Raw genomic sequence first — 24213 nt, 5'->3', positions numbered from 1 at the left:
TTCCCTGTGGACGTCTAAACATCGGAAAAGTGCGCGACTCATCGCGCCGAGCAGGTACGGCAGCCCTTCCCGGCTGGTAGGACACCAACGTATCCCCGCAAGGATGCGGCGGCCCTGGGACGCGACGCGACGATCCGTCCACCGACGGCCTGTCGAACCGGCGGTCTCACCTGCAACGAGCGGATCGGGTAAAAATAAGAGCGCCGCAGGACCTCCTTGAGGTACGCGTATGGTTCTGGCCCGAGACCGAAGATTCAGGTAACAACCGCAAGGGAGCGCCGCGATGAAATCCTGTGTTCACTACGCTGTTTGCGCGGCACTTTGTCTCGCATCGGCATCATCCATTGCCGGGATGGAAAAGGAGAGCCAAAGCACGCGTCCGGATCTGTTCTTTGCATGGCTTTCGCCCGCGGACCAAGCCGAACCGGTTTCCGTCTATTTCGACAAGCGCGCGAACTCCCACCGACTGACCGAGCATTGCAAGAGCGGCCTTCCCGTCTACAAGTTTCAACAGAACACCCGGTACACCTGCAAGGCGGACTGGTACCCGCTCGATAGTTCGGATCCCTTTCATGCCGTCGGCGTCACGGTAAAAGGCCCGATTCCAAAATCGGATACGCATCAGTTCGGGATGTTTTCGTTGAAGCCCACGCGGACCACTCGCTGGAACACGAGGGCGATCATGCCCGATGAGCAGGCGGCACTGAAGGCCGTGATCGACACCGACAAGCCTCGCCTGCGTCTGCCCCGGAAGCAGTTGAAGCTCGCCTCCGCAACAGCGGTGTCTGTCTCGGATAAAGGGCGAACGACCATCGTTGTGCCGGGCAACGTGGTGCAGGATGTCGCCGGCTACTACCACGCGCAACGGCACTACGTTTTTGTCAATGAAAATGGGAGGTATGCATACCAGGGGATGATTCCAGCCAAGCCCACGAAGTACTTCGATCTCGACGGCGACGACTTGCCTGACATGCTCGTCGAAGAAAGCTGCGACGGCTTGTGCATCTCCTTGTGGAGTATTTCCAAAGGCGTTCGCAAGGTCGCGGAGTTTGGCGGCCACTGACGCAGGCAGCGCAGACCGCCCGAGCAGGTTTTCTACCGCGGCGAGTGTCGCGCATGGGGACCTATGCGCCGGGCTGTACGTCGAGCGCGATGAAGGCTACCGATGCAAAGTCGGGACTTCGGCCGCCTTCAGCCCAACTGCGTTGCGACCGTCCGCGCGCCACCGGTGCACCACGGTCGCGTTCAGTTGTACAGCCTCGCGGTCGCCGGCCCCCCCGTAGGGCGGGTTGCAACGGGACGATGCGGACAGCCAGAAACGACAAAGCCCACATTTCTGCAGGCTTTGGCCTTGCTCCGGAAGCCCCGGGGCTACTGTGGAATCCCGTTGTGGTGCCGGAGGTGGGACTCGAACCCACACGCTTTTAAGGGCGGCGGATTTTGAGTCCGCTGCGTCTACCGATTCCGCCACTCCGGCAGCGGGTCGCGCATTGTACCCGACCATCGGCCACGAGTCTGCCCCCTGGAGGCAATCGGCGAAGATTTTTGCCCGCCTCGCACCGGCACCCGCCCGCCCTCGCGGCTCCGCCCTGCGACGGGTTCAATGCGGCTCATCGGCCTGCGCGGCCGGACGCGGTGGCGGCACCGACAAGGCCGCTTCGTCGCGGTCGAACACCGGGCGTTCGTCGATACTGCGTATCGGCGCCGCACCGTGCGACGGCCGCCCCGCCGCCGCAACCGGCCATGCGGCGACAGTGCATCGGATAGCGGCGGCAGTAGCGAGCATGATTCAGTTCTCCGGGTGATCCCGCCTGCAACCCAGGCAACGGCGGCTGCGACCATCGCGACCAGCACTGGGCCGCGACAACAAGCCGCCGCAGGGGCATTGCGGTTCCATGCCGCGTTCCCATCGCCACAAACGCCAGAACGAGTGCATCGTCATCAGCGCACCGACACCGGCGCTGCCCAATTGCAGCGAACGCGCGATCAGCGCGTAGTCGTCGCTCGCGGCCGCCGCATCGGCGAAGGCCGCGCCGGACTCCAGCAACAGCGTTCCGGCCATCACGCCGCCCACGGCCACGACCAAGGCCGGCGCGAACAACTGCAGCAACATCCTGGCACCACGATTCATCGGTTGCGTCTCCCCGTCTGAGCCAGGTAGCAGACAGCGGAGCGATCTCATCTGTTGAGACGATGGCCAGATTATGTCCACGCCGCGCGCATCACACCTGCCATTGGTCCTGCGGCATTTGCGCCGCCTGCCGGTTGCGCGCGGCGCCGGCTTGTGAGCAACGCAGCGCGTGCGCCGCTCATTCGGTGCTCGACGATCCAGGTTCAGCCGCCGCAGGTCCGTCCGGCTTGGTTAGAATCCAGGCATGTGTCTGATCGCCCTCGCCTGGCAACACCATCCGCGTTATCGGCTGGCGCTGATCGCCAATCGAGACGAAGCCCATGAACGGCCGACCGCGCCGGCCGCCGCCGATCCCGACGATGCGCACGCCTTCGGCGGCCGCGATCTGTTGCAGGGCGGCAGTTGGCTGATGCTGTCCGACCGCGGCCGCTTGGCCGCGGTGACCAACGTACGCGACGGCCGCAATCTGGAAACCGCGCCGCGCTCGCGCGGTGCGCTGGTGCGAGATTTCATCCATGGCGCGATGTCCGCGGCCGACTATCTGCAAAGCCTGCGCGCCGATGCGATGCAGTTCGGACGTTTCAATCTGATGCTGTGGGACGGCCGCGAACTGATGTTCGGCAGCAATCATCCGCAGTTTCAGGCGCGAGCGGTCGAACCCGGCGTGCATGCCATGTCCAACGGCGCCTTCGATGCGCCCTGGCCCAAGAGCGGCCTGGCCACGCGCGCCTTGTCGGCGTGGCTGGATTCGCCGGCCTCGTTGCAAACGCCCGCGCACGCTGGCGCGGACGCCAACGCTGCGCCCAGCAGCAACGATCCGGGCCTGGCGATGCTGCTTGCGGCGATGGCTGACACCACGCTCGCGCCCGACGACGCGCTGCCCGATACCGGCGTGGGCCTGGAACTGGAACGCATGCTGTCGCCGCCGTTCGTGCTCGGCGAACGTTACGGAACGCGTTGCAGCAGCATCGTGCTGATCGGCGAGGATTCGATCGACTTCATCGAGCGCCGCTACGGCCCCAACGGCATCGCCGCAGGCGAAACCGCCGCCCGGTTGCGCCTCGTGCGGGAATGAAGCGCGCCGTCTGAGCCGCCGATGCGCAGCGGTGCGCACAAGCCTGCGGCTACATTCAGTCAAGCCATCGGCGTGACAGGGACTTCAAGGAACTCGCAGGATCGGGACCGAACGGCTCATGGCCACGAGAAAGCCCGGAGACCGCGATTCGATCTCCGGGCCCGGTTCACGCTTTCGACGCGAAACTCGATGCCGCACGACTGCGATAAGCGCAGCGAGAAACTCGCCGTCCGCGCCCGCTGGGTGTTACATCACCGGATAACAGTGGCCCAAGTACGCCGGATTGAACGTCGGCGTCCATCCACGCACGCGGTAGTACGTGTTGCCGGCCGGTTCGAGGATGCTGGCATCGCCCTTGCAGGTCATCAGGTAGTACTTCTTATCCGGCGGCACCGGACCGGGAACGGTCAGCGGCCGCACCAACACGTTATCCAGGTAGATGTCGCTGTCGGCGAGCGCCGGGCGAGCACCGTTGATGGTGTCGATGCGATCGACCACCGCATCGGAGGTGGTGAAGGCGTCCAGCGAATGGCCGCAGAGGGTGCGTACATCGTTGGTCTGATTGCACTGGTAGTACTTGACGATGATCGGCGGATTGAAGCCTTCCAGGCGCTGATAGATCTTCTTTCCGTTGTAGAAGACCTGGGTCTTGACGCTGCTGGAATTGTTCGCGTTCCACCACGCCGCCACCGCCTGCGAGTTCGCGAACGGACCGTGGGGAATGGAAAACTGCGCCTGCGCGGGTTGCAGCGCGGCCAGACCCATCAGGCCGGCCAATGCGATTGCGATACCTTTCATTGAAACTCCTTGAAGAAGATTGAATTCGATGCGAACCACCGCGCGTCACCGCCGCGCGATGTACCCGAGCGACTTGCAATCGCGTTCGTGCTCGCGCGGCGATGCGCCTGCATCGCCGATCGATCGCAAACGATTGCGTCGTCGGGTTCGCTTATTTGATCAAATCCATATCGCTGCAAATGCGACAGATCGCCGCAGAGGAGTCCGAATAGTGCGCGAGTGCGAAGCTCATCGACGCAATAGTCGGGTGCGTTCGCAGGTCCGTAAGTAACGAATACGCAACGGTTACTTACTTGATACGAATTTTGTCATCACCCGATATGCAATCCCACTTCGATTGACGTGAAATCCGCACAAGCTGCGTGTTCTCAGAACACACAATGAGAAGGCCCAGGCCTCGAAGATGTTCTTCGGGTGTCCGGGCCTTCCGTTGTCGGAGCGATTGCATCGGGCTCGCGCCTGTTGGTTTTTCTCCGACGCGAGCAGGCTAGCGCCGGCGGCGTTAGCCGAGGATCAAATTTTCGTGATCGGTTGCGAAGCCGCGCGCCTGAATCCGCGCCGGCGGCGTATTCAGCCGACGCGGCCGGCCGGGTTCATTTCGACCAGGGCCACCAACCGCGTCCGGTCTGCGCGTAACGATCGGCCGCGCGCTCGAAACGGTTGCGCACGCTGATGCCGCCGCAAGCCAGGTACAAGGGCAGAAACAACGGTCCCAGCACCATGTACTGATAGACGTGAGCGCGTTCGTGATCGGCGAGCTTGATCGGCGGCTCTTCGCAGTGGCCGGCGTCGTGCGCATAGGTGCGGCACAGCGAGTCCAGATCGGCGCCGGTGTGCAGGATCACGTTGCCCAAGGTGATCGCCCCGCCCGGCCCCCACGGCCAGTGATGGAAGACCAGGGCCAGATCGTCGCCGCGCCAACGCGGACGCGCGCCGAACGGCATCGCCAGGACACCGGCGAGCAGCCCCAGCGCGGTCACCGGCGAGGTCCAGACCGCGCCGAGAGCGGCACCGGCGATTCGCAGCCACGCAGTCAGTCAGCAGCCCTCTTCCGGTAACAGCAGCCACAAGATCAGATATGCCAGCGCCACCGGCAGGACGAAGGTCGCCAGGGCCAACACCACCAAGCCCGCGCGCACCAACACCGGATTCCAACGCAGGCGGTAAGCGATGCCGCCAGCGACCCCGGCGAGCATGCGGTCGTGGCGCGAACGGCAGAGCGTTCGAGTGGCGCTGGTCATGCGTGCGCTCTCCGGGCGGCGTCGAGAGACCTAGACCAGTCTATCGCGTCACGGTGACGGCGGCGTCGCCCGGGCGCCGCGCAGCTGAACGAGTTTGGCCTGCAGCCAGGAGGCCGAACTCACCGCCGGACGGTCGCCGCAGCGCACCCGGTACGGCTTGCCGCTGAGGCTGCTCTGGCTGCCGGCGCGCTCGATGAACAGCTCGGCGCTATCGGCCAGGCCGCGCTTGCGCAGGTACGCCAGTTTCTTGCGCAGATGGCCCTGGGCCTGGACGGCATCGTGCCAGCCGCCGTTGCGCTCGAACTGGCAGCCGGACTGGCCCAGCGCCTGGATCAATTGTTCGGTCTCGCGCTCGGCCTGCGCCGACGGCGCGGCCGCGGCGACGGCGCACGCCAGCAGCAACGCCGCGGCGGCCAGCGAGCGCAACGGGGGCCGGATGGCGAAGCAAGACATCGGATTCATCGCGACATTAAAGCTTGCCCAGCCACGCGCCGACCACGCGCACCCAGATCGCGTAGCCCTCGCGGTTCATATGCAACCGGTCCTCGACGAACAGCTCCGGACGCGGCGCGCCGGAGTCGTCGACCATCGGCGTGAATACGTCGAGATAGTCGACGCCGCGGGCGCCGCGGATGTAGTCGCGGATCAGCGAATTGGCCTCGCGCACTTGCGGCAGGATGGGATCGCGCAAGGGGCTGGGCTTGATCGAAACGAAGGCGATTCGCGCGTTCGGCGTGCCGGCCTGGACGCGGCGCACGAAGGCGACGAAATCGTCGCGCACCTGGCGCGGCGTGCGACCTTCGTTGAGATCGTTCTCGCCGGCGTAGAACACCACCGCGCGCGGCTGGTAGGCGTTGACGATGCGGTCGGCGTAGTAGACCGAATCGTAGACGCGCGAGGCGCCGTAGCCGCGATTGATCGTCGCGGTGCCCGGGAAATCCTCGCTCAGCGTGGACCACAGGCGGATCGAGGAACTGCCGACGAAGACCACGCTGCCAGGCATGCGCCTTACCCGTGCGTCCTCTTGCTCCCAGGCCTGGACGGTCGGCTCCCACTCGCGCGAATCGCGCGGCGCGGTGCCTGCCGGCGTGGGCGCGGTGGCGTTCGCCGCGGAATCTCTGCCGGGCGCCGCAGCGCAGGCGGTCAATGCAACGATCAGCAACAGCGTCAGAATTCGGCGCATGCGGCGGCTCCGGCGATCAAGGGAAATCCAGACTACTTGGCGGGAACCGGCGGGTCGAGACGCGATCGGGCGATTCGCACCGTTATTGCGCCCCTACCCGCATTTCTCTTGAGCCCCACTCCCGCTTTGCGGGAGAGGGGTTGGGGTGAGCGCCTGAGGGTTCGCGCACGGCAACAAGGAACCGCGACAACGCAAGCGCGAGGAAGAAACCGCTCAGCGCGAGCGCTGGGTCAACCAGTCGTGAATCGCACTGGGCACCTCGCGCTGGGCGCGGCCGGAAACATAGATGCCGATATGCCCGCCCTTGAACGACAACTCGCTGTAGTCCTTGCTGCCGACCAGATCCGCCAACGCCTTGGATGCGGCCGGCGGCACCAGGTGGTCCTGCTCGGCGTAGATGTTGAGCACCGGCATGTCGAGGTAGCCCAGATCCACCGCGCGTCCGCCGATGTCGATGCCGCCGTTGACGAAGCCGTTGCCCTGGTAGAACTGCTTGATGAACTGACGGAACGCCTCGCCGGCCTGGTCGGGCGAATCGAAGATCCACTTCTCCATGCGCAGGAAATCCTCCAGCGCGCGCTTGTCGTCGAGGATGTCGATCAGGCCCACGTACTTCTGCACGAACAAACGCCAGGGCTTGAGCGTGAGGTAGCACCAGTTCATGACATCGGCCGGCACGTTGCCGAGCGTGTCGACGAACTGGTCGATGTCCAGGCCGCGGGTCCAGTTCGACAGCATGTTGTCGCTGGTGTGGAAATCCACCGGCGTGACCATGGTGATGAGGTTGCGCACCTTGGCCGGGTTCAGCGCGCAATAGCACAGCGAGAACGCCCCGCCCTGGCAGATGCCGAGCAGGTTGATCGCATCCACCCGGTATTCGCGGCGCAGGTGATCGACCGCGCCGCCGAGAAAGCGCTGGATATAGTCCTCCAGTTCCAGATAGCGATCGGAACGGTCCGGATATCCCCAGTCGAGGATGTAGACGTCCTGGCCGCGTTCGAGCAGGCCGCGGACGATGGATTTGTCCGCCTGCAGATCGACCATGTACGGCCGGTTGACCAACGCGTAGGCGATCAGCAACGGCACTTTCGCGGTCGGCGCTTTGTCGCCGCGGAAGCGGTACAGCACGACCTTGCCGTCGCGCCAGACTTCCTCGCGTTGGGTCGCGCCGTAATCGATGTCGCCGACCTCGCGCAACGAATCAAGGCCCGCGCGCAGTTTCTGTTGCGCGGCCATCGCTTCTTGCGCCAGCGATTCGGCGCTGAAATTGATCGGTGCGGTCATCTCAGCGCGCTCCGGGCTTGGCGGTCTTGCGCGGCTTTACGGCCGCGGCGGCGACGGGTTTGGACGGCGGTTGCGGGCGCGCGATCGCGGTTTTCGTCGTGGATTTTTTCGCGGCGTTCGTGCGCGATACCACGGCGACCGGTTTGGACCGGCTCGGCGCGGCAGCGGCGGCCTGGGCCGGGCGCGGCTTGGCGGTCTTGTCCGCGGCCTTCTTCGTCACCTTCTTCGTCACTTTCTTCGCCGCCGGTTTCGCGCGCGGTTCGGGCGCCGACTCAGGCGTGGATTCGGGCGTGGATTCGGGCGTGACCTGAGGCTGCGCGCTGCGCGTGGTCGGATGCGGATTGTGCAACTCATCGCGCAGCCGGCGCAGTTCGCGCTCGAGTTGGACGATCTTGCGATGCGCAGCATCGATCTCGGTGCGGGTCGGAATGCCGAACTGGCCGCTGGCCTGTTCGATCTCCTTCTGCACGCCGGCGCGCAAACGCATCTGCGAATTCACCAGCGCCGCGTAGGCGTCGCGGAAACGCGGCGACAGCGCGATTTGCGCATAGGCTTCCTCGGCCGCGTCGATCCACAGATCGAACAAGGCGCGCGCGCTGCCGATCTGGCGTCCGGGCTCGCTGCGTTCGGCGAGCTTGTCTTCGAAGCGCGAAAACGCTTCCTGGCCGGCTTCGGCCATCAACGCGTTATAGGCCTGACTTTGTTTCTGGTAATCCATATGCGCCTGGGCCAGCTGTTGCACGCGCTCTTGGTGCTCGCGCGCGAAACCGAACGTAGGCAATCCCAGCAGCGATTGCCCGCCGTTCTGCAATCGCTCCAGGAATGGGCCGATCTGTTCGGCCCAGCGGCTGAAATCCTGTTGGCCGGGACCGCGCATCGCGCCCAACACGTCGGCGAAGGGATTGGCCGCGCCGCCGCCGAGGGCTTGTTTCCAGGCGCCGGCGATATCGCCGGCCGAAGCGCCGCTGCCGGCGAACTGCGCGGCAAGTTTCTGGATTTCGCCGAACCAGCCGCGGGCCTGGCTGTTGAAACGGTCCAGCGTGTCCTCGACCTGCGGGCTGCCGCCCTTGGCCAGTTGCGACCACCAGTTCAGCGCTTCATTCCAACCCGGAACCGACGACTGCGCGGGTTGCTGCACGCCGCCGCCGTTGCGCATCATTTCGCCCCATGCGCCCCAGTACTGTCGCGCGAGCCGGTCGAAGTCCTGCGCATTGAAACCGGCGCCGAAATCGCCGGGGTTGTTCGAGCCGAAACCGAAATTCGCCATCGCCGCCTCCAGGGTTTGCCCCGATCATAGCAACGGCGCGTTGCGCGGCGATGTTGATCGCCTCGCGAGCCCGCCGCGGCGTGCCTGCGCAAGATGCGGCGGTCACATCGCGCGGGCTTGCGGGTTCAGGGCTTGGGAATCCGCAAGGTCTTGCTGATCATCAGCGAGCCCGACAGGGCGAACATCAGCACCAGCGGATGGAACAGCCACGGCCCGATGCGCACGCCGCCGAGCCACAGATCCGGACCGATCGCGCCCTGCCAGGCCGCGATCGACAGCACGATCACCAGCAACAGGCTGGTCGGGATCGGCGTGCCTTCGAAGTATTTGACCTTGCCCTCATCGCCGGCCAGCGCCTCGGCGGTGACGTTGTAGCGCGCCAGACGGCTGACGCCGCAGCCGACGAAGTAGCTCAGCACCACCCAATCCCAACCGCCCTGCAGGCCGCAGGCGTAAGCCAATGCAGCCGGGGCGACGCCGAAAGAGATCACGTCGGCCAGCGAATCGAGCTCGCGGCCCAGGGTGGAGGACGACTTGCGCCAACGCGCCACGCGCCCGTCGAGTGCATCGAAGATGAAGGCCAGCGGGATCAGCGCCATGCCGATCATCAGATCGCGCACGCCGCCTTCCTGCAGAAAACGCATCGCGGCGAAGATCGCGCCGGTGCCGCAGAAGGCGTTTGCGAGGGTGAACCAGTCCGCGAGGTGGAATTCGCGGAGCATCGAGAAATGACGCGGCATGCGGCGCTGCTCCGTGGTGAGCGGCTTGCAAGCCGCTCATGTCCGTGGCGAGCGGCCAGCGGGCCGCTTCAGGACCTTCAGCCTGCCAAAGCAGGTGCTGTGGCCGCAAGGGGCCGAGGTCGCAAAGCCGCGGATATCCAGCGCAGTCGTTCAGAAGCGTCGGGGCTGAAGCCCCTCCCACAAAAGACTTCGAGGCTTCGAGATCTTTTGTGGGAGGGGCTTCAGCCCCGACTGGGCTATCCGATCTCGACGAAAAATCGAAAAGCCCGCCTCTGCCGATTCACTTCGGAATCGCGAGATTCTCCGCCTTCAAGCCCTGCCCCTGCGCGCGCGGCGCGGTTTCGATCAAGGTATCGCCCGGCAGCGGCTTGCCGCGATCCAGATGCGCGTTGACCTGGTCCAGCGCCGCGTACACATACGGCAACAGCGGCAGATAACGCGTGCTCAACGCCGGCAAGCCGAGGAACGCATCGAAGTGCTGCACGTTGCGCACTTGCCAGTAACTGACCTGCGCGCCGGCCTTGCGCGCCATCGCGACATAGGGCGCGCTGCTGAACGCCGGCGGGATCAGGCCGTCGTCGAGTCCGTGCACGACCACGATCGGCACGCGCTTGTCCGGCACCGACGCGCGGGTCTGCTCGATGCCCTGGCGCACGCGTTGCTGCGCGAGCTTGAGCGCGTATGCCTTATCCATCGAAGGGACCGGATAGGTGAACTGACCGGTCCAAAGTTCGCGCAATCTCGCCAATACATCCAACGACGAGTCGGCGGGCTTGAGCGGACCGAACAACTGAACGCCGGCGCCCGGCGGAATTCCGCTGGCGTCGGACCACCATGCCGCGCGTTCGGCTTCGCTGGCCGCGCGCGGTACGGCGGGCGCAGCGACGCTGGCCTGCGTGGCGGCCGAATAAGCGAAACGTATCCACGGCTCGTCGGGGCCGCCGACGGCACCGTCGCGCACGCCCGGGAGGTAGCGGCCGTAAGCGGAAACGTAAGTCGCCGCGACCGCGCGCCACAGATCGAAGTTGACCGACAGAGCACCGGCGCGCAACACCGCATCGCTCCAACCGTCGGCGCGCATGCGCTCGTAAGCAGCCTGTGCGCGCGCCGCGGTGTCGCCCTTGCGAGCCGCATCACCGAGCATGCCGGCGTCGGTGACGCTGTCGCAGAACGACTGCGCGCTGTCTCCGCTCGGCGGCGCCACCGGCATCGCTCCCAGCGGCTTGTGTAGCAACGCGCACGGCATCAACAGCGCCGCTTGGGTGGTGTAGTCGTACAGCGGCCGCGCACCTTCGACATAAACGTTGGGCTCACCGGCGACCACAGCGTCGAGCCACGGTTCATCGGCGAGTTCGGCCGCGCGCAATACCGCGCCTCCGCCGTTGGAGATGCCGACCGCGATCACCCGGGTATTGGCCCAGGTGAAAGGCGCCTGCTCGGGAAATGCTCTGTCGAGCGTGTTCAACGCGAACTGCGCGGCCTGGTGTACATGGCGCCCCCAATCGGCCTCCGGATTGTCCTGCGAATGCGCGTGCTTGAACGCGATGCCGCCAGCCTTGCGCGCCGCCGCGTCGGGCAGGAACGCCAGATCGCCATCCTCCGGCTTGCCCACAGTACCGTCGGCGCGCACGCCCAGGCCCGCGTCGAGATCGAAATAATCGGTGCCCGCGCCTTTGTCGGTATAGGCCACCGCACAGCCCTTGGGCAGCCCCCAGGCGCCGGCGACCGCGATCGAACCGTAGACGCCGCGCGAACCCGACGATGCGGTCACCACCACGCAACGCTGTTTCGGATCGAACCCATCGGGCACCTGCACCAGCACGCGATGCGGCTGCTTGGCGCCGGGCACGGTCGCGAACGCGCTGAACTCGCGGCCCGGCACTTTAGCCAGGCTGCCGTAGATCTCTCCGTAGCCGCCGCCGGGAGCGAGATCGGCGATGCCGCGCCAGTTGCTCCACAACGCGCGTCGGCGCAATTCGGCCGGGGTGGGATGGGCGGCATCGGCGAACGCTGGCGGCGTCGGTACGCGCAGTCCTTCCAGGCCCAGGCCGGCGGTCAGCAGATCGTCGCCTTCGCCGCGGTGTTCGGTCTGGCGAAGTTGGCTGAACATGGAATCGGGATCCTTGGCGGAGTTCGCTGCAGCTGGCTTGGCGCCGCGAGCGGACGCTTGCGGCGAGGCCGCGCAAGCCAACAGGAGGACGGCGGCGCAAGCCGCGGCGATGCGTAAGGGTTGGGCGCTCATTGCAGCAGGCTAACAAGTCGGCGGCCGGCGCTCATCGTACTTTCGTACAGCCGCGGCTGTCGCGGCGGGGAGCGGCCGCCCGCGCCTGCTAGGCTTGGCCGATGCCCACCTTGTTGATCGCCGACGACCATCCGCTGTTCCGCGCCGCGCTGCGTCAGGCCGCGGCCGACGCCGTGCCCGAGACCGTGGTGCGCGAAGCCGGCACGCTCGACGACGCGCTGGCGGCGCTGGAGGCCGAACCCGGCATCGACCTGGTCCTGCTCGACCTGCACATGCCCGGCAATCACGGCCTGGCCGGACTGGCGGCGATCCGCGCCCAGTACCCGGGCACCGCGGTCGCGGTGGTGTCGGCCAACGACGATCCGCGGGTGGTGCGGCGCGCGCTGGATCACGGCGCCGCGGGCTATCTGCCCAAGAGTTCGGGCCTGGACGAGTTGCGCGACGCGATCCGCGCGGTGCTGGCCTGCGAGCAATGGCTTCCGGCTTCGCTGCGCGCGGCGGTGGCGCGCACGCACAGCGATCGCGGCGATGCCGATCTGGCCTCGCGCCTGGCCAGTCTGTCGCCGCAACAGTTCCGGGTGCTGAGCCTGGTCGCGCAAGGCTTGCTCAACAAGCAGATCGCCGACCGTCTTGACGTGCAGGAGCGGACGGTCAAGGCGCATCTGTCGGCGATCTTCGATCGACTCGGCGTGCGTAATCGCACTCAGGCCGGCGTGGTGCTGCGCGAGTTGGAATTGGCCGATCCGGCGCGCCGGATCGAGGACTGAGTTCGCACTGAAGCGCTCGTCGCCACTTCGGAACGGTCGAGCTCGCCAGCCAGGACGACGATGTTCAGCTGCTTCAGATCCGGCTGCTTCGAATCCGAACGCCGTGAAATTCTCGTCACATCCACGCGATACGCGACGACGCTGGCACATGCCGCACCGCTCCGCTCACCTTCCCTCACTGCGATGCCTATCCGAGTCATCTTCGGCGGCACCGCGCGGGCGCCATGTTGTCCACACAGCCTGTGGACAAACCTGCGGACAGTGAGCTCGCAACCGGCCGCAACGCTTTGTGACATAAGCATTGCAATAGGTTTGGCTAAATTTTGACCACGAAATTTTCTTGACATTTTCTCCACCCCGACACGCCACCTCGGGCGTGGCGCCGGTCCGGCTTTCACCGCCACCAGCCTGCCCTGACGCCGGCATCGCGAGCGCCGGCCGATTCAACCTCCTCGCTTGCTCGACGGCGCCGCGCCGCGGGCCGCCGCCCGAGCCGCCGCCCGAGTCAGCGGGCCGCCACGCCCGCGGCGAGCAAGCGATCCAGCACCGATTTCAGGGCCAAGGGCTTGACCGGTTTGGCCAACAACGACAGTCCGGCCTCGTGCACCGCCTGACGCACCTGCGCGCCGTTGTCGGCGCTGAGCAGCAGGCAAGGCCGCGCGCCGAACTCCCCGCTCAGGCGCTGAGCCAGGGCCAGGCCGGTGTCGTCGCGGTCGAGATGGAAATCGAACAGCCACAGCGCAGCCGGCCGGGCGCGCAGGACCGCGCGCGCGGCTTCTCCGTCGGCGACCGCCTCGACCACGCAGCCCCAGCGCCGCAGCACCTCGCCCAAGGCCGCCAGAGCCTGTGCGTCGTTATCGACGGTCAGCACCCGCAAACCGTCCAGGCCGCGTTGCGCGGGCGCCGCAGTCATCGGCGAGACCACGGCCTGCGGCGCGCGCAACGCGGGCAAGCGAACGCCGAACGCGGTGCCATGTCCGACCCGGCTGTGCAGGGTCAAGGGCGCGTCCAACAATTGCGCGATCCGATCGGCGATCGACAAACCCAGTCCCAGGCCCTGCCCCGGTGCGTCCGGACCGCGGCGGAATTCTTCGAAGATCGCGCGACGCTGCGCGGGTTCGATGCCCGGGCCGGAATCGTGCACTTGCACCGACAAGGTCGCGCCGCCGCGGCGCACGCCCAACAGCACCCAACCCTGCGCGGTGTAGCGCACCGCGTTGGCGAGAAAGTTCTGCAGCACGCGCCGCAGCAGTTGCGGATCGCTGCGGGTCCACGCGCGCGTGGCGACGTAACGGAAACTCAGGCCGCGCGCGGCGGCGATCGCGGCGAACTGCGCGGCCAACGGGTCCAGCACTTCGCTGAGCGGAAACTCGCGCGGTTGCGGCACCAGGCCGCCGGCCTGCAGACGCGACATATCCAGCAGGCCGGTCAGCAGATCGCCGGTGGCGTCCAGCGCGCCGCCGATCTGCGCGGCGGTGGCGCGCTGGGCGGGCTCGGCCAATTGCAGGCTCAAGGCATCGGTGAACAGTTGCGCCGCGTGCAAGGGCTGCATCAGATCGTGGCCGACCGCGGCGAGAAAGCGGCTCTTGGCTTCGTTGGCGCGCTCGGCTTCGCGGGTCGCCACTTCCAGATCGACGGTGCGTTCGGCTACCCGCTGCTCCAGCGTTTCGTTGGCCTGAATCAGGCCGGCCTCGGCACGGCGGAACGCGGTGACATCGGTGAAGGTGGCGACGAAACCGCCGCCGGGCATCGGGTTGCCGCGAATCTCGACGATGCTGCCGTCGGCGAGCACGCGCTCGGACAAATGCGCGGTGCCTGCGCGCATGAATGCCAGGCGCCGCTCCAAGGCCGCTTCCACATCGTCCTGCATCGGCAGGCGTTGCATCGCCCAACGCGCCAGTTCGGCGATCGGACGGCCTACCTGCAGCAGTTCGGGCGGATAACCGAACAGTTCGGCGTAACGCCGGTTCCACGCGACCAACCGAAGCTGCGCATCCACCACGCTGATGCCCTGGCTCATGTTCTGCAACGCCGCTTCGAGCACGCGCTGGTTGAAGCGCAGATCGGCCGAAGCCTCGCCGACGATCGCCGCGACCGTGTCCAGATCGCGGCCGGCCTCGCGCCGCGCCGCGTCCAGCAACACTCGCGCCGAGGACGAGCCCAGTACCGCGGCCAGTTCGCGCTCGACCCCGGCTTCCACCGCCGCCGCGACCGGCGCGCCGAGCGCCACGCCATCGAGCAATTGCGCCACCCGTTCGCGCGGCAGAAAGCGCAGGCCGGCGTCGCGCAAGGTCTGCGCATCCAGGCCGCGTTGCGCGCTGCGCGGCGACTCGCGCCGGCGCATCGCCACCAACACCGTGGTCAGCGCGCCGAGGAACAGGCTGGCGCCGACCGCGCGGCCGAGTCGGCTCCACCCGGTCAAACCGAACAAACGTTCCGGCGCGAGCCAATGCAGGCCGAAGGGACCGTCGTGCAACCACGTCGGCGCCGCGCCGCGCGCTTCGAACAGCATCGGCACCAGCAGCACCCAGGCCCAGGCGGCGAAGCCCGCGGCAATGCCCGCGATCGCCGCGCGCGGCGGCGTTTGCGGGCGCCACACCGCGAACGCCAAGGCCGGCGTCAGGGTGGCCAAGGCCGAGAACGACACCGCGCCGACATCGGCCAGCGCTTCGCTGCCGGCGATCAGACGGCTGTAGCCCCAGGCCAACAACATGATCGCGACGATGCCGGCGCGGCGCAGCGCCAACACCCGGCCGCGCAGATCGCGATTGCGCGACCACGCGCCGCGCAACAGGTTCGGCGCGAACCAGTGATTGCCGATCATCAGGCTCAAGGTCAGCGTGCTCACCACGACCATGCCGGTGGCCGCGCTGAGCCCGCCCAGGAACGCGAACAAGGCCAAGCCCTGGTTGCCCTGCGCCAACGGCAAGGCCAGCACGTACAGATCCGACGGCACCTGCGCGCCGAGCAGGGACTGGCCGACCTTGGCCAGCGGCAGCACCGGCAAGGCGATCAGCAGCAGGTACAACGGAAACTGCCAACGCGCCGTGCGCACATCGCGTTCGTCGCGGCATTCGACCACCGCGACATGGAACTGATGCGGCAGGATGAACATCGCCAGCGCGCCCAGCAGCACCAGCGGTGCGAAACCGCCCGCCGCCGGCGCGGGCGGTGGCGCGATCGCGGGTTCGGGCAACTCGCCCAGGCCGAACCAGACGAAGACGCCCAGCGCCAACATCGCCGCCAGCTTGAACACCGATTCGAACGCCATCGCCAGCACCAGCCCGCGATTGTGTTCGGCCGCGCTGGCGCGACGCGTACCGAACAGCATGGCGAACACGGCCATCGCCAGCGCCACGTACAGCGCGCTGTCGCGCCAGGCCGGCAACAACGCGCCGTCGCTGGCGCGCGTGGTCAGCACCGCGAAACTCATCGCCACCGCTTTGAGCTGCAGGGCGATGTAGGGAATCAGACCGAGCGCGGCGATCAGGGTTACCGTCGCCGCCAACCACGCGTCCTTGCCCAGGCGGGTCGCGATCAAGTCGGCCAGCGAGGTCGCATTGGTTTCGCGCGCGAGCTTGACCAGCCGGACCATGAAGCTCATCGCCAGTGCGTAAAACAGAATCGAGCCCAGAAACGTCGGCGGCAGCGGCCAACCGTAACGCGCGGCCTGGGTGACCGTGCCGTAGAACGTCCACGAGGTGCAATGCACCGCCAGCGACAGCGCGTAGATATGCCGCCAATGTTTGGCCAGCACATTGGGGCGGCGTTCGGCGAACAGCGCGGTGCCGAACATCAGCGCGAGCCAGGCCAGGCTGGCCAGGGCGACGACGCTCAGGCTCAACATGGACGACGGCGATGGCGCGCGGGACCGGGCATCGGCGCGAGCATAGCCCAGCGCCCGCCGCTTGCGATGGCCGCCTTGGACGCAATGATCGGATGCCCCCTGTAGGAGCGGCGCAAGCCGCGACCGCGACATCCGGCTGGCGTCGTTGGTGTGATGTCGCGGTCGCGGCTTGCGCCGCTCCTACAGGGGGCCGCCTGTTGTCAACGCGGCGCCACCGGCAGGTAATCGCCATAGGGCTTGGCCTTGGGATCGATGCGCGCGCACAGACGGCCCTCGCACAAGGTCACATCGGCCTTGTTGTAAGCACGCAGCAGCTCGACGCTGATCTGATTGCGGCGGATTTCCTGCTTCATCTGCCACAGCACCACCGTGGTCGCGGCGATCGCGAGCGCGATCGCCAAGGCACTGAAACCCGCAGCCAACAGCAGACGACGTTGCAGCGCGTCCAGCCGCCCGGCTGCCTTGGAGAACTCGTTGGTGGCCGCGGCGATGCGCTTGTCGTTGTCGAGCATGCGTCGCTCGAACGTTTCCAACGGCGCCTGCACGCCGTCGCGCACGGCCCGGGTGGCATTGCCGGAGACCTGCGCGAATGCCTCGTCCGCCGCCTGCCGCAACAGACGCGGACCCAGTTCGGCCGCCTGCGCCAGGCGTTCGGCGGCCTCGCGGCTGGTCTGTCCGGAGGCCTCGGCTTCGCGCTTGAAATACTCGAGCAGGCCGGCGGCCTGGACGATGACTTCCTTCAGCTCCTGGCTTTGCATCGGCGCTTCATCCGATGCGGGGACCACGGCTGCGCTCCTCGGTCTGGCTCTGGTCGCCGCGCTGCTGCGCGTCCACCGCGGCCTGTTGCTTGGCATCGACTGAAGCCACCGCCTGTTCGCGCACGTCGCGGTTGATTTCGGCACTGGCGGCCTGGTTCAGCGCGCGGTCCATCGTCACCGGGTCGCCGGACTTTTGCGCCGCGACCAGGCGATCGAACAACTGGTCCGGACCCGCGCTGGCCAATGCGGTAGAATGATCGCCCAGCGGCGAAGCGTCCGCGCGCGGGCCATCGACAGGGCGATAGCCGCCGGGATTGATGTTGAAGTGACGGTACAGATCGTGCAGTTCATCCGAACGCGCGTTGCGGAACGACTCGACCGCATCCTGGCTGACCCCGACCGCGCGCCGCTCGAACGTGTCCTTGACCGCATCGCCCAGACGCAGGTCGGGTTGCGGAGGCGGATCGACCATGAATTCGTACAAGGCCTTCAAGCCCGGATCGGTGCCGGCCTTGACCGCGCCTCCGACCGCCTTGCCACCCGGCACCGGCACCGCGCCGATGACCGTGCCCAAGGTCTTGGCGAACGCATCGCGGTCCTTCTCATGCGCGGTGATCTTGTCGGTGTACTCCTTCAGCGCCAGGGTGATTCCGCCTTCGACGCCGGCGGTCATGAATCCCAACTTGCCCATTTCGGCTTTCTGGGTATCGCTGCCCTTGGGCGCCGCCTTGGCCGCGTCCAGATACCCATTGGACACGCCCTGGACCGCGCTCGCGACCGTATCGGCGAGCGGCTTGCCGCCGGGCAGCTTCGACTCGTGGGTATCGGGGTTGAACATCGATTGCTTGTAGAACTTGGCCAGCGTATCGGTCTGCAGGAGTTCGCCGGTGTAACGGTCGGTCAGCTGTTTGCTGTGGGAGACGTACAACTGCCCGTTCGCGATCGCCGCCTCGCGCCCCATTTCGCGAAATTGACTCTCGCTCACGAACACGCCGTCTTTCGCCTTGGCGAGCATTTCGCCGTGGCTGCTCAGGGTTTCGAACAACAGCCGGCGATTCTCGGACTGGGTCGGATTGACGGCGGTATTGGGTTCGGGCTTTCCGAGTCGGGCCGCCTGCAGGTCCGGATCGGACAAATAGCCGATCGCGGCCACGGCGCGATCGCGCTGGATCTGCTCGGGTTTTGCGCCAGGCATGGCGCTGAGGATTTCCGCGCGCTTCCACATCACATCCGACAAAGCCGCGACCGTACCGTCGGTTCCGCCGCCGCCGTTGCGCAACACGGTCATGAACCTCTGCTCGCTGTGGAAGCCCGACTTGACAGTGGCGATGCGCACCAAGTCGTCGGTGCCGATCACCTTGTCCTTGAACGCCTGTTGCAAGGCTTCGCCGATCACCCGTTGATCTTCGCGCAGCGAGGCGATTTCCTTGGGATTATCGTTGATGGTGCGGGGGTAATCGTTAGCGTAGAACAGCAACGTAGCCCGCGGGTCGTTGGCCAGGACGCGCACCACTTCGTTGCGCTCCTCGCGATTGAAGTGCGGCGAGCGCAGCAGATCGGCAAGCGGCGCTTCGCCCGAAGCCGGCGCTCCATTGGTGAGGCGGGGCAGAATTTCGTTGAGTTTCGCGCGGTCTATGGCCATGGCAGCGAGTCCTTCGCCTCGGGGGAAGCTCGGACGGTATTAAGCTGTTTTGGCAAAGTCAATCGAAAGCCAACTAACGCAGCGCAAACACGCGAAAAAACCAGGATCCGGCGGACCCCGGCCTATTCAGTTACCGGTGAAAACGCCAAAAAAAAACCCAAACAGCGTGCGCCGGTGGCAAGGCTCGATCCGGACCCCTCCCCGCCCAAATCAAAAGTCGTACTTGACCGACAAGGTGTACTGACGCGGCGGCCCATAGAAGCCGGTGTAGACGCCCAGCGCCGAATTCAGACTGTAACCGGTGGTGCGGTATTCCTTGTCGGCCAGATTGCTGCCCTGCAGCGACACCGTCCACGGCCCGCCGCTTTTCCAGGTCACGCCCGCGTTGACCAGGCCGTAACCGTCCTGGGTGATCGGCAAGGCGCCGGTACGGACGATCTCGGTGGTAGCCACCACATCGCTCTGGTAGCTGTAACCCACCCGCGCCGACAGATTGCCGCCGCCCGACAGGTCGGTGCGGTATTCCACGTTCAACGCACCGGAGAACTCCGGAGCGTTGGTGAACTCCTGTTCGTCGGCGATGTTGATCCCGGCGTACATGAATTCGTCGTACTTGGCATCCAGCCAGGCCAGGTTCCCGGAGATCAGCCAGTGCTCGCTCGGCAGCCACTGGTACTCGACCTCCAGGCCCTGCACGGTGCCGGAACCGGCATTGGTGAAATCGCCGAAGAACGCATCGTTGCTGCCGTCGCCGTTGCTGTCGTAGGCGGTGAACACCGACAGCTGGATGTCCTTGTAGTCGTTGTAGAAGTACGACAGGTTCAAGAACAGGCGCTGATCGAAGAACGCCATCTTGCTGCCGACCTCGAAGCTGTCGACGACCTCGTCATCGAACGGCTCGGCCGAGCGCGGCACCGCCGCGGCCTGGGCGCGGATGTTGTAGCCGCCGGACTTGAAGCCGCGCGTGGCCAGGCCGTACAGCAGAACATCGGGCGTGAGCTGGTAATCGAGCGAGATCTTCGGCGAGGTGTTCTTGAAATTGATCTTGCGATCGAAGTTGGCCGCCACCGCGCCGTTGGGCACGGTGAAACTGGCATCGCGATAACCCCGGTTGAGCACTTTGGCGCGCTTGTCCTCGTCGGTGTAGCGCACGCCCGCGTCGAGCTTGAGCTTGTCGGTCAGATCGAAGGTCCAGTCGCCGTAGAAGGCGATCGAATCGGTGTAGACCGTACCCTGGGTGTCGCCGAAGCTGGCGTTGAAGAAGTTGTTGAGCACCTGGCCGCCGGCTTCGCCGTCGAAGGCGTACACGCCCATCACCCCGCGCGCGCGGCCGCCGCCGTCGTAATTGACCTGCAGCTCGTGGCTGACCTGCTGATCGCTGTAGAACGCCTTCACGTCGGCGATCTTGTTCTGCAGGGTGTCGAAATCGATGTTGGTTTCGGTATCGGACTCGCGCTTGGCCAGCACGTACTTGAAGCTCCAGTCCTCGTTGGCGCGCCAGTTGACCGTCGCCGACGCGCCCTTGATGGTGGTGTCGTTGACGTTGGGCATGCCGCTGCGGATGTCGTAGCGGTCGTTCAACGGCGCGGTGCCCGGCGCGAACCGGTTCGCAGCGAGCATCCTGGCGCCGCGCACGCCGGACTGGTCGTCCATCCAGTCGAAGGCGAACTGGATATCGAGCGCATCGCTGACGTAGGCGCCGAGGCTGCCGCGCAAGGCGAGGATCTCTTTGTCGCTGACGTCCTGTCCGGTGACGATGTTCTTGCCGTAACCGTCGCGGTTGAGGCTGGCGACCGACAAGCGACCGCGCAAGGTGGCATCGCCGCCCTGGGTCGCGCCGCCGATCGGTCCGGCCACCGCGGCCTTGACGTCGAGCTGGCCGTAGTTGCCCACCGACACCTGGGCGAAGCCGTCGAACTGGGTCGGCAGGCCGCGCGAGATGTACTTGATCGCGCCGCCGATGGTGTTCTTGCCGTACAGCGTGCCCTGCGGGCCGCGCAAGACTTCGATCCGCTCCACGTCGAACACGTCGAGCAAGGCGCCTTGCGGACGGGCGATGTAGACATCGTCCATGTAGATGCCCACGCCGGGATCCACGCCCCACAGCGGATCGGACTGGCCCACGCCGCGAATGTAGGCGGTGATGGTGCTGCTGGAACCGCGCGCGGCATAGATGGTCAGGTTGGGCACCTGCGCGTCGAGATCGCTGAGGTCCTCGATGTTGAGCCGGTCCAGCGCATCGGGGGTGAAGGCGGTGATCGCCACCGGCACTTCCTGCAAGGTCTCCTCGCGCTTGCGCGCGGTCACGGTGACCCCGCCCAGGGTCTTGGCTTGCGCATCCGGCGCGGCCTCTTGCGCCCACGCGGCCGGCGCGACCAGGGCCGCGGCGATCGCCAGGCTCAAGCCCTGGCGTCGAATCTGCTTGCTCAACTTCACTCGGTTCTCCTCCCCAATCCCGTCTGGCGCAGCGCGCATGCAGTCGCATCGCCACCACCGCCGCTGTCGTCGCATCCCTGCCCCGTCCGCCGCGAACCTCGCGGCGTGGCCGCGCGAGTCGTCGGTCGCGGCGCAAGCCGCACGGGCCGTCAGCGACGGTGGAGGCGAGCTCCCCCGTCATGGCGCACAGCCTATGAGGCGCCGGTCACGCCCGGCAGCTGTACCTTCGGACAATGCCCCGCCGGCCCGCGCATTGCCGACACTGCGCGCAACCGGGCGATGCCGCCCGCGTCGTCCGCTAGGGAATCGAACCGATGGCGTTTGTGATCGTGCTGGCCGCGTTGTGCTTTCTGATGTATGTCGCCTACCGCGGCCACAGCGTGATCCTGTTCGCGCCGGTGGCGGCGCTGGGCGCGGTGCTGCTGACCGATCCCAGCCTGGTCGCGCCGATGTTCACCGGCCTGTTCATGGACAAGATGGTCGGCTTTCTCAAGCTGTATTTCCCGGTGTTTCTGCTCGGCGCAGTCTTCGGAAAACTGATCGAGACCTCGGGGTTCTCCAAGTCGATCGTGGCCGCCACCATTCGTTTGGTCGGCCGCGAGCGCGCGATGCTGGCGATCGTCGCGGTGTGCGCGCTGCTGACCTACGGCGGGGTTTCGCTGTTCGTGGTGGTGTTCGCGGTGTATCCCTTCGCCGCCGAGTTGTTCCGCCAAAGCGACATCCCCAAGCGGCTGATTCCCGGCACCATCGCCTTGGGCGCGTTCACCTTCACCATGGATGCGCTGCCGGGCACGCCGCAGATTCAGAACATCATCCCCACCGCGTTCTTCGGCACCGATACCTGGGCCGCGCCAGTGCTGGGCAGCCTGGGCGGCGTGTTCATCCTGATCGTCGGCCTGATCTATCTGAACTGGCGCCGCCGAGTCGCGCTCAAGGCCGGCGAAGGCTACGGCCAGAATCTGCTCAACGAACCGGCGCCGTTCGTCGGCGGAAAACTCGCCCATCCCTTGCTGGCGATCGCGCCGCTGCTGTTGGTCGGGGTATCCAACAAACTCCTCAGCGTCTGGCTGCCGCAGGCCTACGGAAAGCAGCACAGCTTCGATCCGGCGGTGATCGGCGACGCCGCGCCGGTGGTGCAGGAGGTGTCCAAGATCGCCGCGATCTGGGCGGTCGAAGGCGCGTTGCTGATCGGCATCGCCGCGGTGCTGGCCCTGGCCTGGAAACCGGTGATGGCCAGCTTCGCCGAAGGCAGCAAGGCGGCCATCGGCGGCGCGCTGCTGGCGGCGATGAACACCGCCAGCGAGTACGGCTTCGGCGCGGTGATCGCGGCGCTGCCGGGTTTTCTGGTGGTCGCCAACGTGCTGGGGGCGATTCCCGACCCGCTGGTCAACGAAGCCATCACCGTGACCGCGTTGGCCGGCATCACCGGCTCGGCCTCCGGCGGCATGAGCATCGCCCTGGCGGCGATGGCCGATACCTTCATCGCCAACGCCCAGGCCGCCGGCATTCCGATGGAGGTGCTGCACCGCGTGGCCTCGATGGCCTCCGGCGGCATGGACACGCTGCCGCACAACGGCGCGGTGATCACTCTGCTGGCGGTGACCGGGCTGAGCCATCGCCAGGCCTACAAGGACGTGTTCGCGATCACCCTGATCAAGACCGCCGCGGTATTCGTGGTGATCGCGATCTTCTACGCCACCGGCCTGGTCTGAACCCGGCCTGCCCCTGTAGGAGCGGCGCAAGCCGCGACCGCGAAGCCATGCTTGCGGCGTATTTGAGGTGCCGCGGTCGCGGCTCGCGCCGCTCCTACAGTCGGACCTCCAGCGGTTACAACCATCGTCCGTCCTTGGGTATGCTGCGCGCTACCCAAACGCAGGCAAGGAGCCCCACGTGACCATCGGCGAGTACTCGCAGATCTACCGCGGCAAACGCGTCGTCAACTTCGCCATGGGCGACACGCCCGCCGGCGGCGACGTGGTGTACCGCCTGACCCAGGATTACGACAGCGCCGAAAGCCAGCGCGATTTGCTGGAAAGCTTCTTGTCGCAGGTCGATCCGGCCACGCTGGAAGCGCTCATCATCGGCCCGTGGAGCGAAGCTCACGACGAAGGCCCGCAGGGCTATCTCGACACCCTGATCGAGCGCCGCGCGCAACTGCCCGCGCTCCAGGCCTTGTTCGTCGGCGACATGACCTATGAGGACTGCGAGATCTCCTGGATCATCCAGACCTCCTACAACCCGCTGCTGGCCGCGTTCCCGCAATTGCAGTCGCTGCGCGTCCGCGGTTCCAGCAATCTGGAACTGCAGGCGTTCCAGCACGAGGCATTGGAAGAACTGGCGATCGAATGCGGCGGTCTGCCGTCGAAGATCGTCGACGCCATCGCCGGCTCGACCCTGCCGGCGCTCAACCATCTGGAACTGTGGCTGGGCACCGACGACTACGGTTTCGACGGCGGCCTGGCGCCGTATCAGAACCTGCTCGGCGAAATCGACCCGACCCGGCTGCGCTATCTGGGACTGCGCGATTCCCAGATCAGCGATGAGGTCGCGGCCTGGGTGGCGCAACAGCCGTGGCTGGGCTCGCTGCGCACGCTGGATCTGTCGCTGGGCACGATCGGCGACGCCGGCGCGCAGGCGTTGGCGGAAAGCCCGCACCTGGGCGCGATCGAGCGCATCGATCTGAGCCATCACTACATCTCGCCGCAATGGCAGGAAAAGCTGCGCGCCCTGCCGTGCGAAGTCGTCCTCGACGATCATGAAGACGAGGACGACGGCGAACGTTACGTCGCCGTAGCCGAGTAG

At 66.4% G+C, this 24213-nt stretch carries 20 protein-coding genes and 1 tRNA gene; 5 read left to right on the top strand and 16 right to left on the bottom strand.

Annotated elements, in window-relative coordinates; all coding sequences use genetic code 11:
* The first annotated feature begins 283 nt into the window (after positions 1 to 283).
* A complete protein-coding gene (locus tag ACTOWJ_RS23595; protein ID WP_441337057.1) occupies positions 284 to 1063 on the top strand; it encodes a hypothetical protein in 780 nt (259 codons plus the stop codon).
* Positions 1064 to 1390: 327 nt separating this feature from the next.
* Here the strand turns inward: ACTOWJ_RS23595 and ACTOWJ_RS23590 are convergent.
* The 3 genes from ACTOWJ_RS23590 to ACTOWJ_RS23580 all read right to left on the bottom strand — a co-directional run bounded on the left by ACTOWJ_RS23590 (position 1391) and on the right by ACTOWJ_RS23580 (position 2131).
* Positions 1391 to 1477 (bottom strand) — tRNA-Leu (locus ACTOWJ_RS23590).
* 123 nt (positions 1478 to 1600) lie between these two features.
* Entirely contained in the window at positions 1601 to 1786 is a 186-nt protein-coding gene (locus tag ACTOWJ_RS23585) for a hypothetical protein (protein ID WP_441337056.1), read from the bottom strand.
* A gap of 3 nt (positions 1787 to 1789) precedes the next feature.
* Positions 1790 to 2131 (bottom strand): hypothetical protein, encoded by a 342-nt coding sequence (locus tag ACTOWJ_RS23580; protein WP_441337055.1) that lies wholly within the window; start codon positions 2129 to 2131, stop codon positions 1790 to 1792.
* 244 nt (positions 2132 to 2375) lie between these two features.
* Between ACTOWJ_RS23580 and ACTOWJ_RS23575 the strand changes: the two genes are divergently transcribed.
* Complete coding sequence (locus tag ACTOWJ_RS23575) at positions 2376 to 3206, top strand: NRDE family protein (protein ID WP_441337054.1); 831 nt, start codon at positions 2376 to 2378, stop codon at positions 3204 to 3206.
* A gap of 246 nt (positions 3207 to 3452) precedes the next feature.
* Here the strand turns inward: ACTOWJ_RS23575 and ACTOWJ_RS23570 are convergent, their stop codons facing one another.
* The 9 genes from ACTOWJ_RS23570 to ACTOWJ_RS23530 all read right to left on the bottom strand — a co-directional run bounded on the left by ACTOWJ_RS23570 (position 3453) and on the right by ACTOWJ_RS23530 (position 11961).
* Entirely contained in the window at positions 3453 to 4004 is a 552-nt protein-coding gene (locus ACTOWJ_RS23570) for a hypothetical protein (RefSeq protein WP_441337053.1), read from the bottom strand.
* A gap of 593 nt (positions 4005 to 4597) precedes the next feature.
* On the bottom strand, positions 4598 to 4948 hold the full coding sequence (locus tag ACTOWJ_RS23565; RefSeq protein ID WP_441337096.1) for a hypothetical protein: 351 nt from the start codon (positions 4946 to 4948) through the stop codon (positions 4598 to 4600).
* Between the two features lie 93 nt (positions 4949 to 5041).
* Positions 5042 to 5245 carry a PspC domain-containing protein gene (locus ACTOWJ_RS23560; protein ID WP_441337052.1) on the bottom strand — a complete coding sequence of 68 codons (204 nt, stop codon included), beginning with the start codon at positions 5243 to 5245 and terminating at the stop codon, positions 5042 to 5044.
* Between the two features lie 48 nt (positions 5246 to 5293).
* On the bottom strand, positions 5294 to 5698 hold the full coding sequence (locus tag ACTOWJ_RS23555) for a DUF5329 domain-containing protein (protein WP_441337051.1): 405 nt from the start codon (positions 5696 to 5698) through the stop codon (positions 5294 to 5296).
* A gap of 16 nt (positions 5699 to 5714) precedes the next feature.
* The gene (locus ACTOWJ_RS23550; RefSeq protein ID WP_441337050.1) at positions 5715 to 6428 is read right to left on the bottom strand and encodes an SGNH/GDSL hydrolase family protein; all 714 of its coding nucleotides are present in this window, start codon (positions 6426 to 6428) and stop codon (positions 5715 to 5717) included.
* A 213-nt stretch (positions 6429 to 6641) separates the two neighbouring features.
* Positions 6642 to 7712, bottom strand: coding sequence for a class III poly(R)-hydroxyalkanoic acid synthase subunit PhaC (locus ACTOWJ_RS23545; RefSeq protein WP_441337049.1), 1071 nt, complete (start codon positions 7710 to 7712; stop codon positions 6642 to 6644).
* Between the two features lies 1 nt (position 7713).
* On the bottom strand, positions 7714 to 8979 hold the full coding sequence (gene phaE / locus ACTOWJ_RS23540) for a class III poly(R)-hydroxyalkanoic acid synthase subunit PhaE (protein WP_441337048.1): 1266 nt from the start codon (positions 8977 to 8979) through the stop codon (positions 7714 to 7716).
* A 125-nt stretch (positions 8980 to 9104) separates the two neighbouring features.
* The gene (locus ACTOWJ_RS23535) at positions 9105 to 9719 is read right to left on the bottom strand and encodes a CDP-alcohol phosphatidyltransferase family protein (RefSeq protein ID WP_441337047.1); all 615 of its coding nucleotides are present in this window, start codon (positions 9717 to 9719) and stop codon (positions 9105 to 9107) included.
* A gap of 280 nt (positions 9720 to 9999) precedes the next feature.
* A complete protein-coding gene (locus tag ACTOWJ_RS23530) occupies positions 10000 to 11961 on the bottom strand; it encodes a 3-hydroxybutyrate oligomer hydrolase family protein (protein ID WP_441337046.1) in 1962 nt (653 codons plus the stop codon).
* Positions 11962 to 12062: 101 nt separating this feature from the next.
* Here ACTOWJ_RS23530 and ACTOWJ_RS23525 point away from each other — a divergent pair, with 101 nt between their 5' ends.
* Positions 12063 to 12728, top strand: a complete 666-nt coding sequence (locus ACTOWJ_RS23525; RefSeq protein ID WP_441337045.1) for a response regulator transcription factor — start codon at positions 12063 to 12065, stop codon at positions 12726 to 12728.
* 505 nt (positions 12729 to 13233) lie between these two features.
* Here ACTOWJ_RS23525 and ACTOWJ_RS23520 read toward each other — a convergent pair.
* The 4 genes from ACTOWJ_RS23520 to ACTOWJ_RS23505 form a co-directional block, all read right to left on the bottom strand.
* Complete coding sequence (locus ACTOWJ_RS23520; RefSeq protein ID WP_441337044.1) at positions 13234 to 16575, bottom strand: PAS-domain containing protein; 3342 nt, start codon at positions 16573 to 16575, stop codon at positions 13234 to 13236.
* A 200-nt stretch (positions 16576 to 16775) separates the two neighbouring features.
* The gene (locus tag ACTOWJ_RS23515; RefSeq protein ID WP_441337043.1) at positions 16776 to 17360 is read right to left on the bottom strand and encodes a hypothetical protein; all 585 of its coding nucleotides are present in this window, start codon (positions 17358 to 17360) and stop codon (positions 16776 to 16778) included.
* Positions 17341 to 18975: a hypothetical protein gene (locus ACTOWJ_RS23510; protein ID WP_441337042.1), complete on the bottom strand. Its 1635-nt coding sequence runs from the start codon at positions 18973 to 18975 to the stop codon at positions 17341 to 17343. Before ACTOWJ_RS23510 ends, ACTOWJ_RS23515 begins: the two co-directional genes overlap by 20 nt.
* A 210-nt stretch (positions 18976 to 19185) precedes the next feature.
* Positions 19186 to 21393 (bottom strand): TonB-dependent receptor, encoded by a 2208-nt coding sequence (locus ACTOWJ_RS23505; RefSeq protein ID WP_441337095.1) that lies wholly within the window; start codon positions 21391 to 21393, stop codon positions 19186 to 19188.
* A 332-nt stretch (positions 21394 to 21725) separates the two neighbouring features.
* On the opposite strand from ACTOWJ_RS23505, the gene ACTOWJ_RS23500 reads away from it, so the two are divergent.
* Together ACTOWJ_RS23500 and ACTOWJ_RS23495 are read left to right on the top strand one after the other, a co-directional pair.
* Positions 21726 to 23123 carry a GntP family permease gene (locus ACTOWJ_RS23500; RefSeq protein ID WP_441337041.1) on the top strand — a complete coding sequence of 466 codons (1398 nt, stop codon included), beginning with the start codon at positions 21726 to 21728 and terminating at the stop codon, positions 23121 to 23123.
* Positions 23124 to 23301: 178 nt separating this feature from the next.
* Positions 23302 to 24213, top strand: a complete 912-nt coding sequence (locus tag ACTOWJ_RS23495) for an STM4015 family protein (RefSeq protein ID WP_441337040.1) — start codon at positions 23302 to 23304, stop codon at positions 24211 to 24213.

Origin of the sequence: Lysobacter sp. CA199 (genome assembly GCF_052078715.1) — a bacterium.
In the GTDB taxonomy this organism is placed as follows: domain Bacteria; phylum Pseudomonadota; class Gammaproteobacteria; order Xanthomonadales; family Xanthomonadaceae; genus Lysobacter.
The sequence above is the reverse complement of the archived record's forward strand: the minus strand, read 5'-3'. Positions and strand labels throughout refer to the sequence as shown.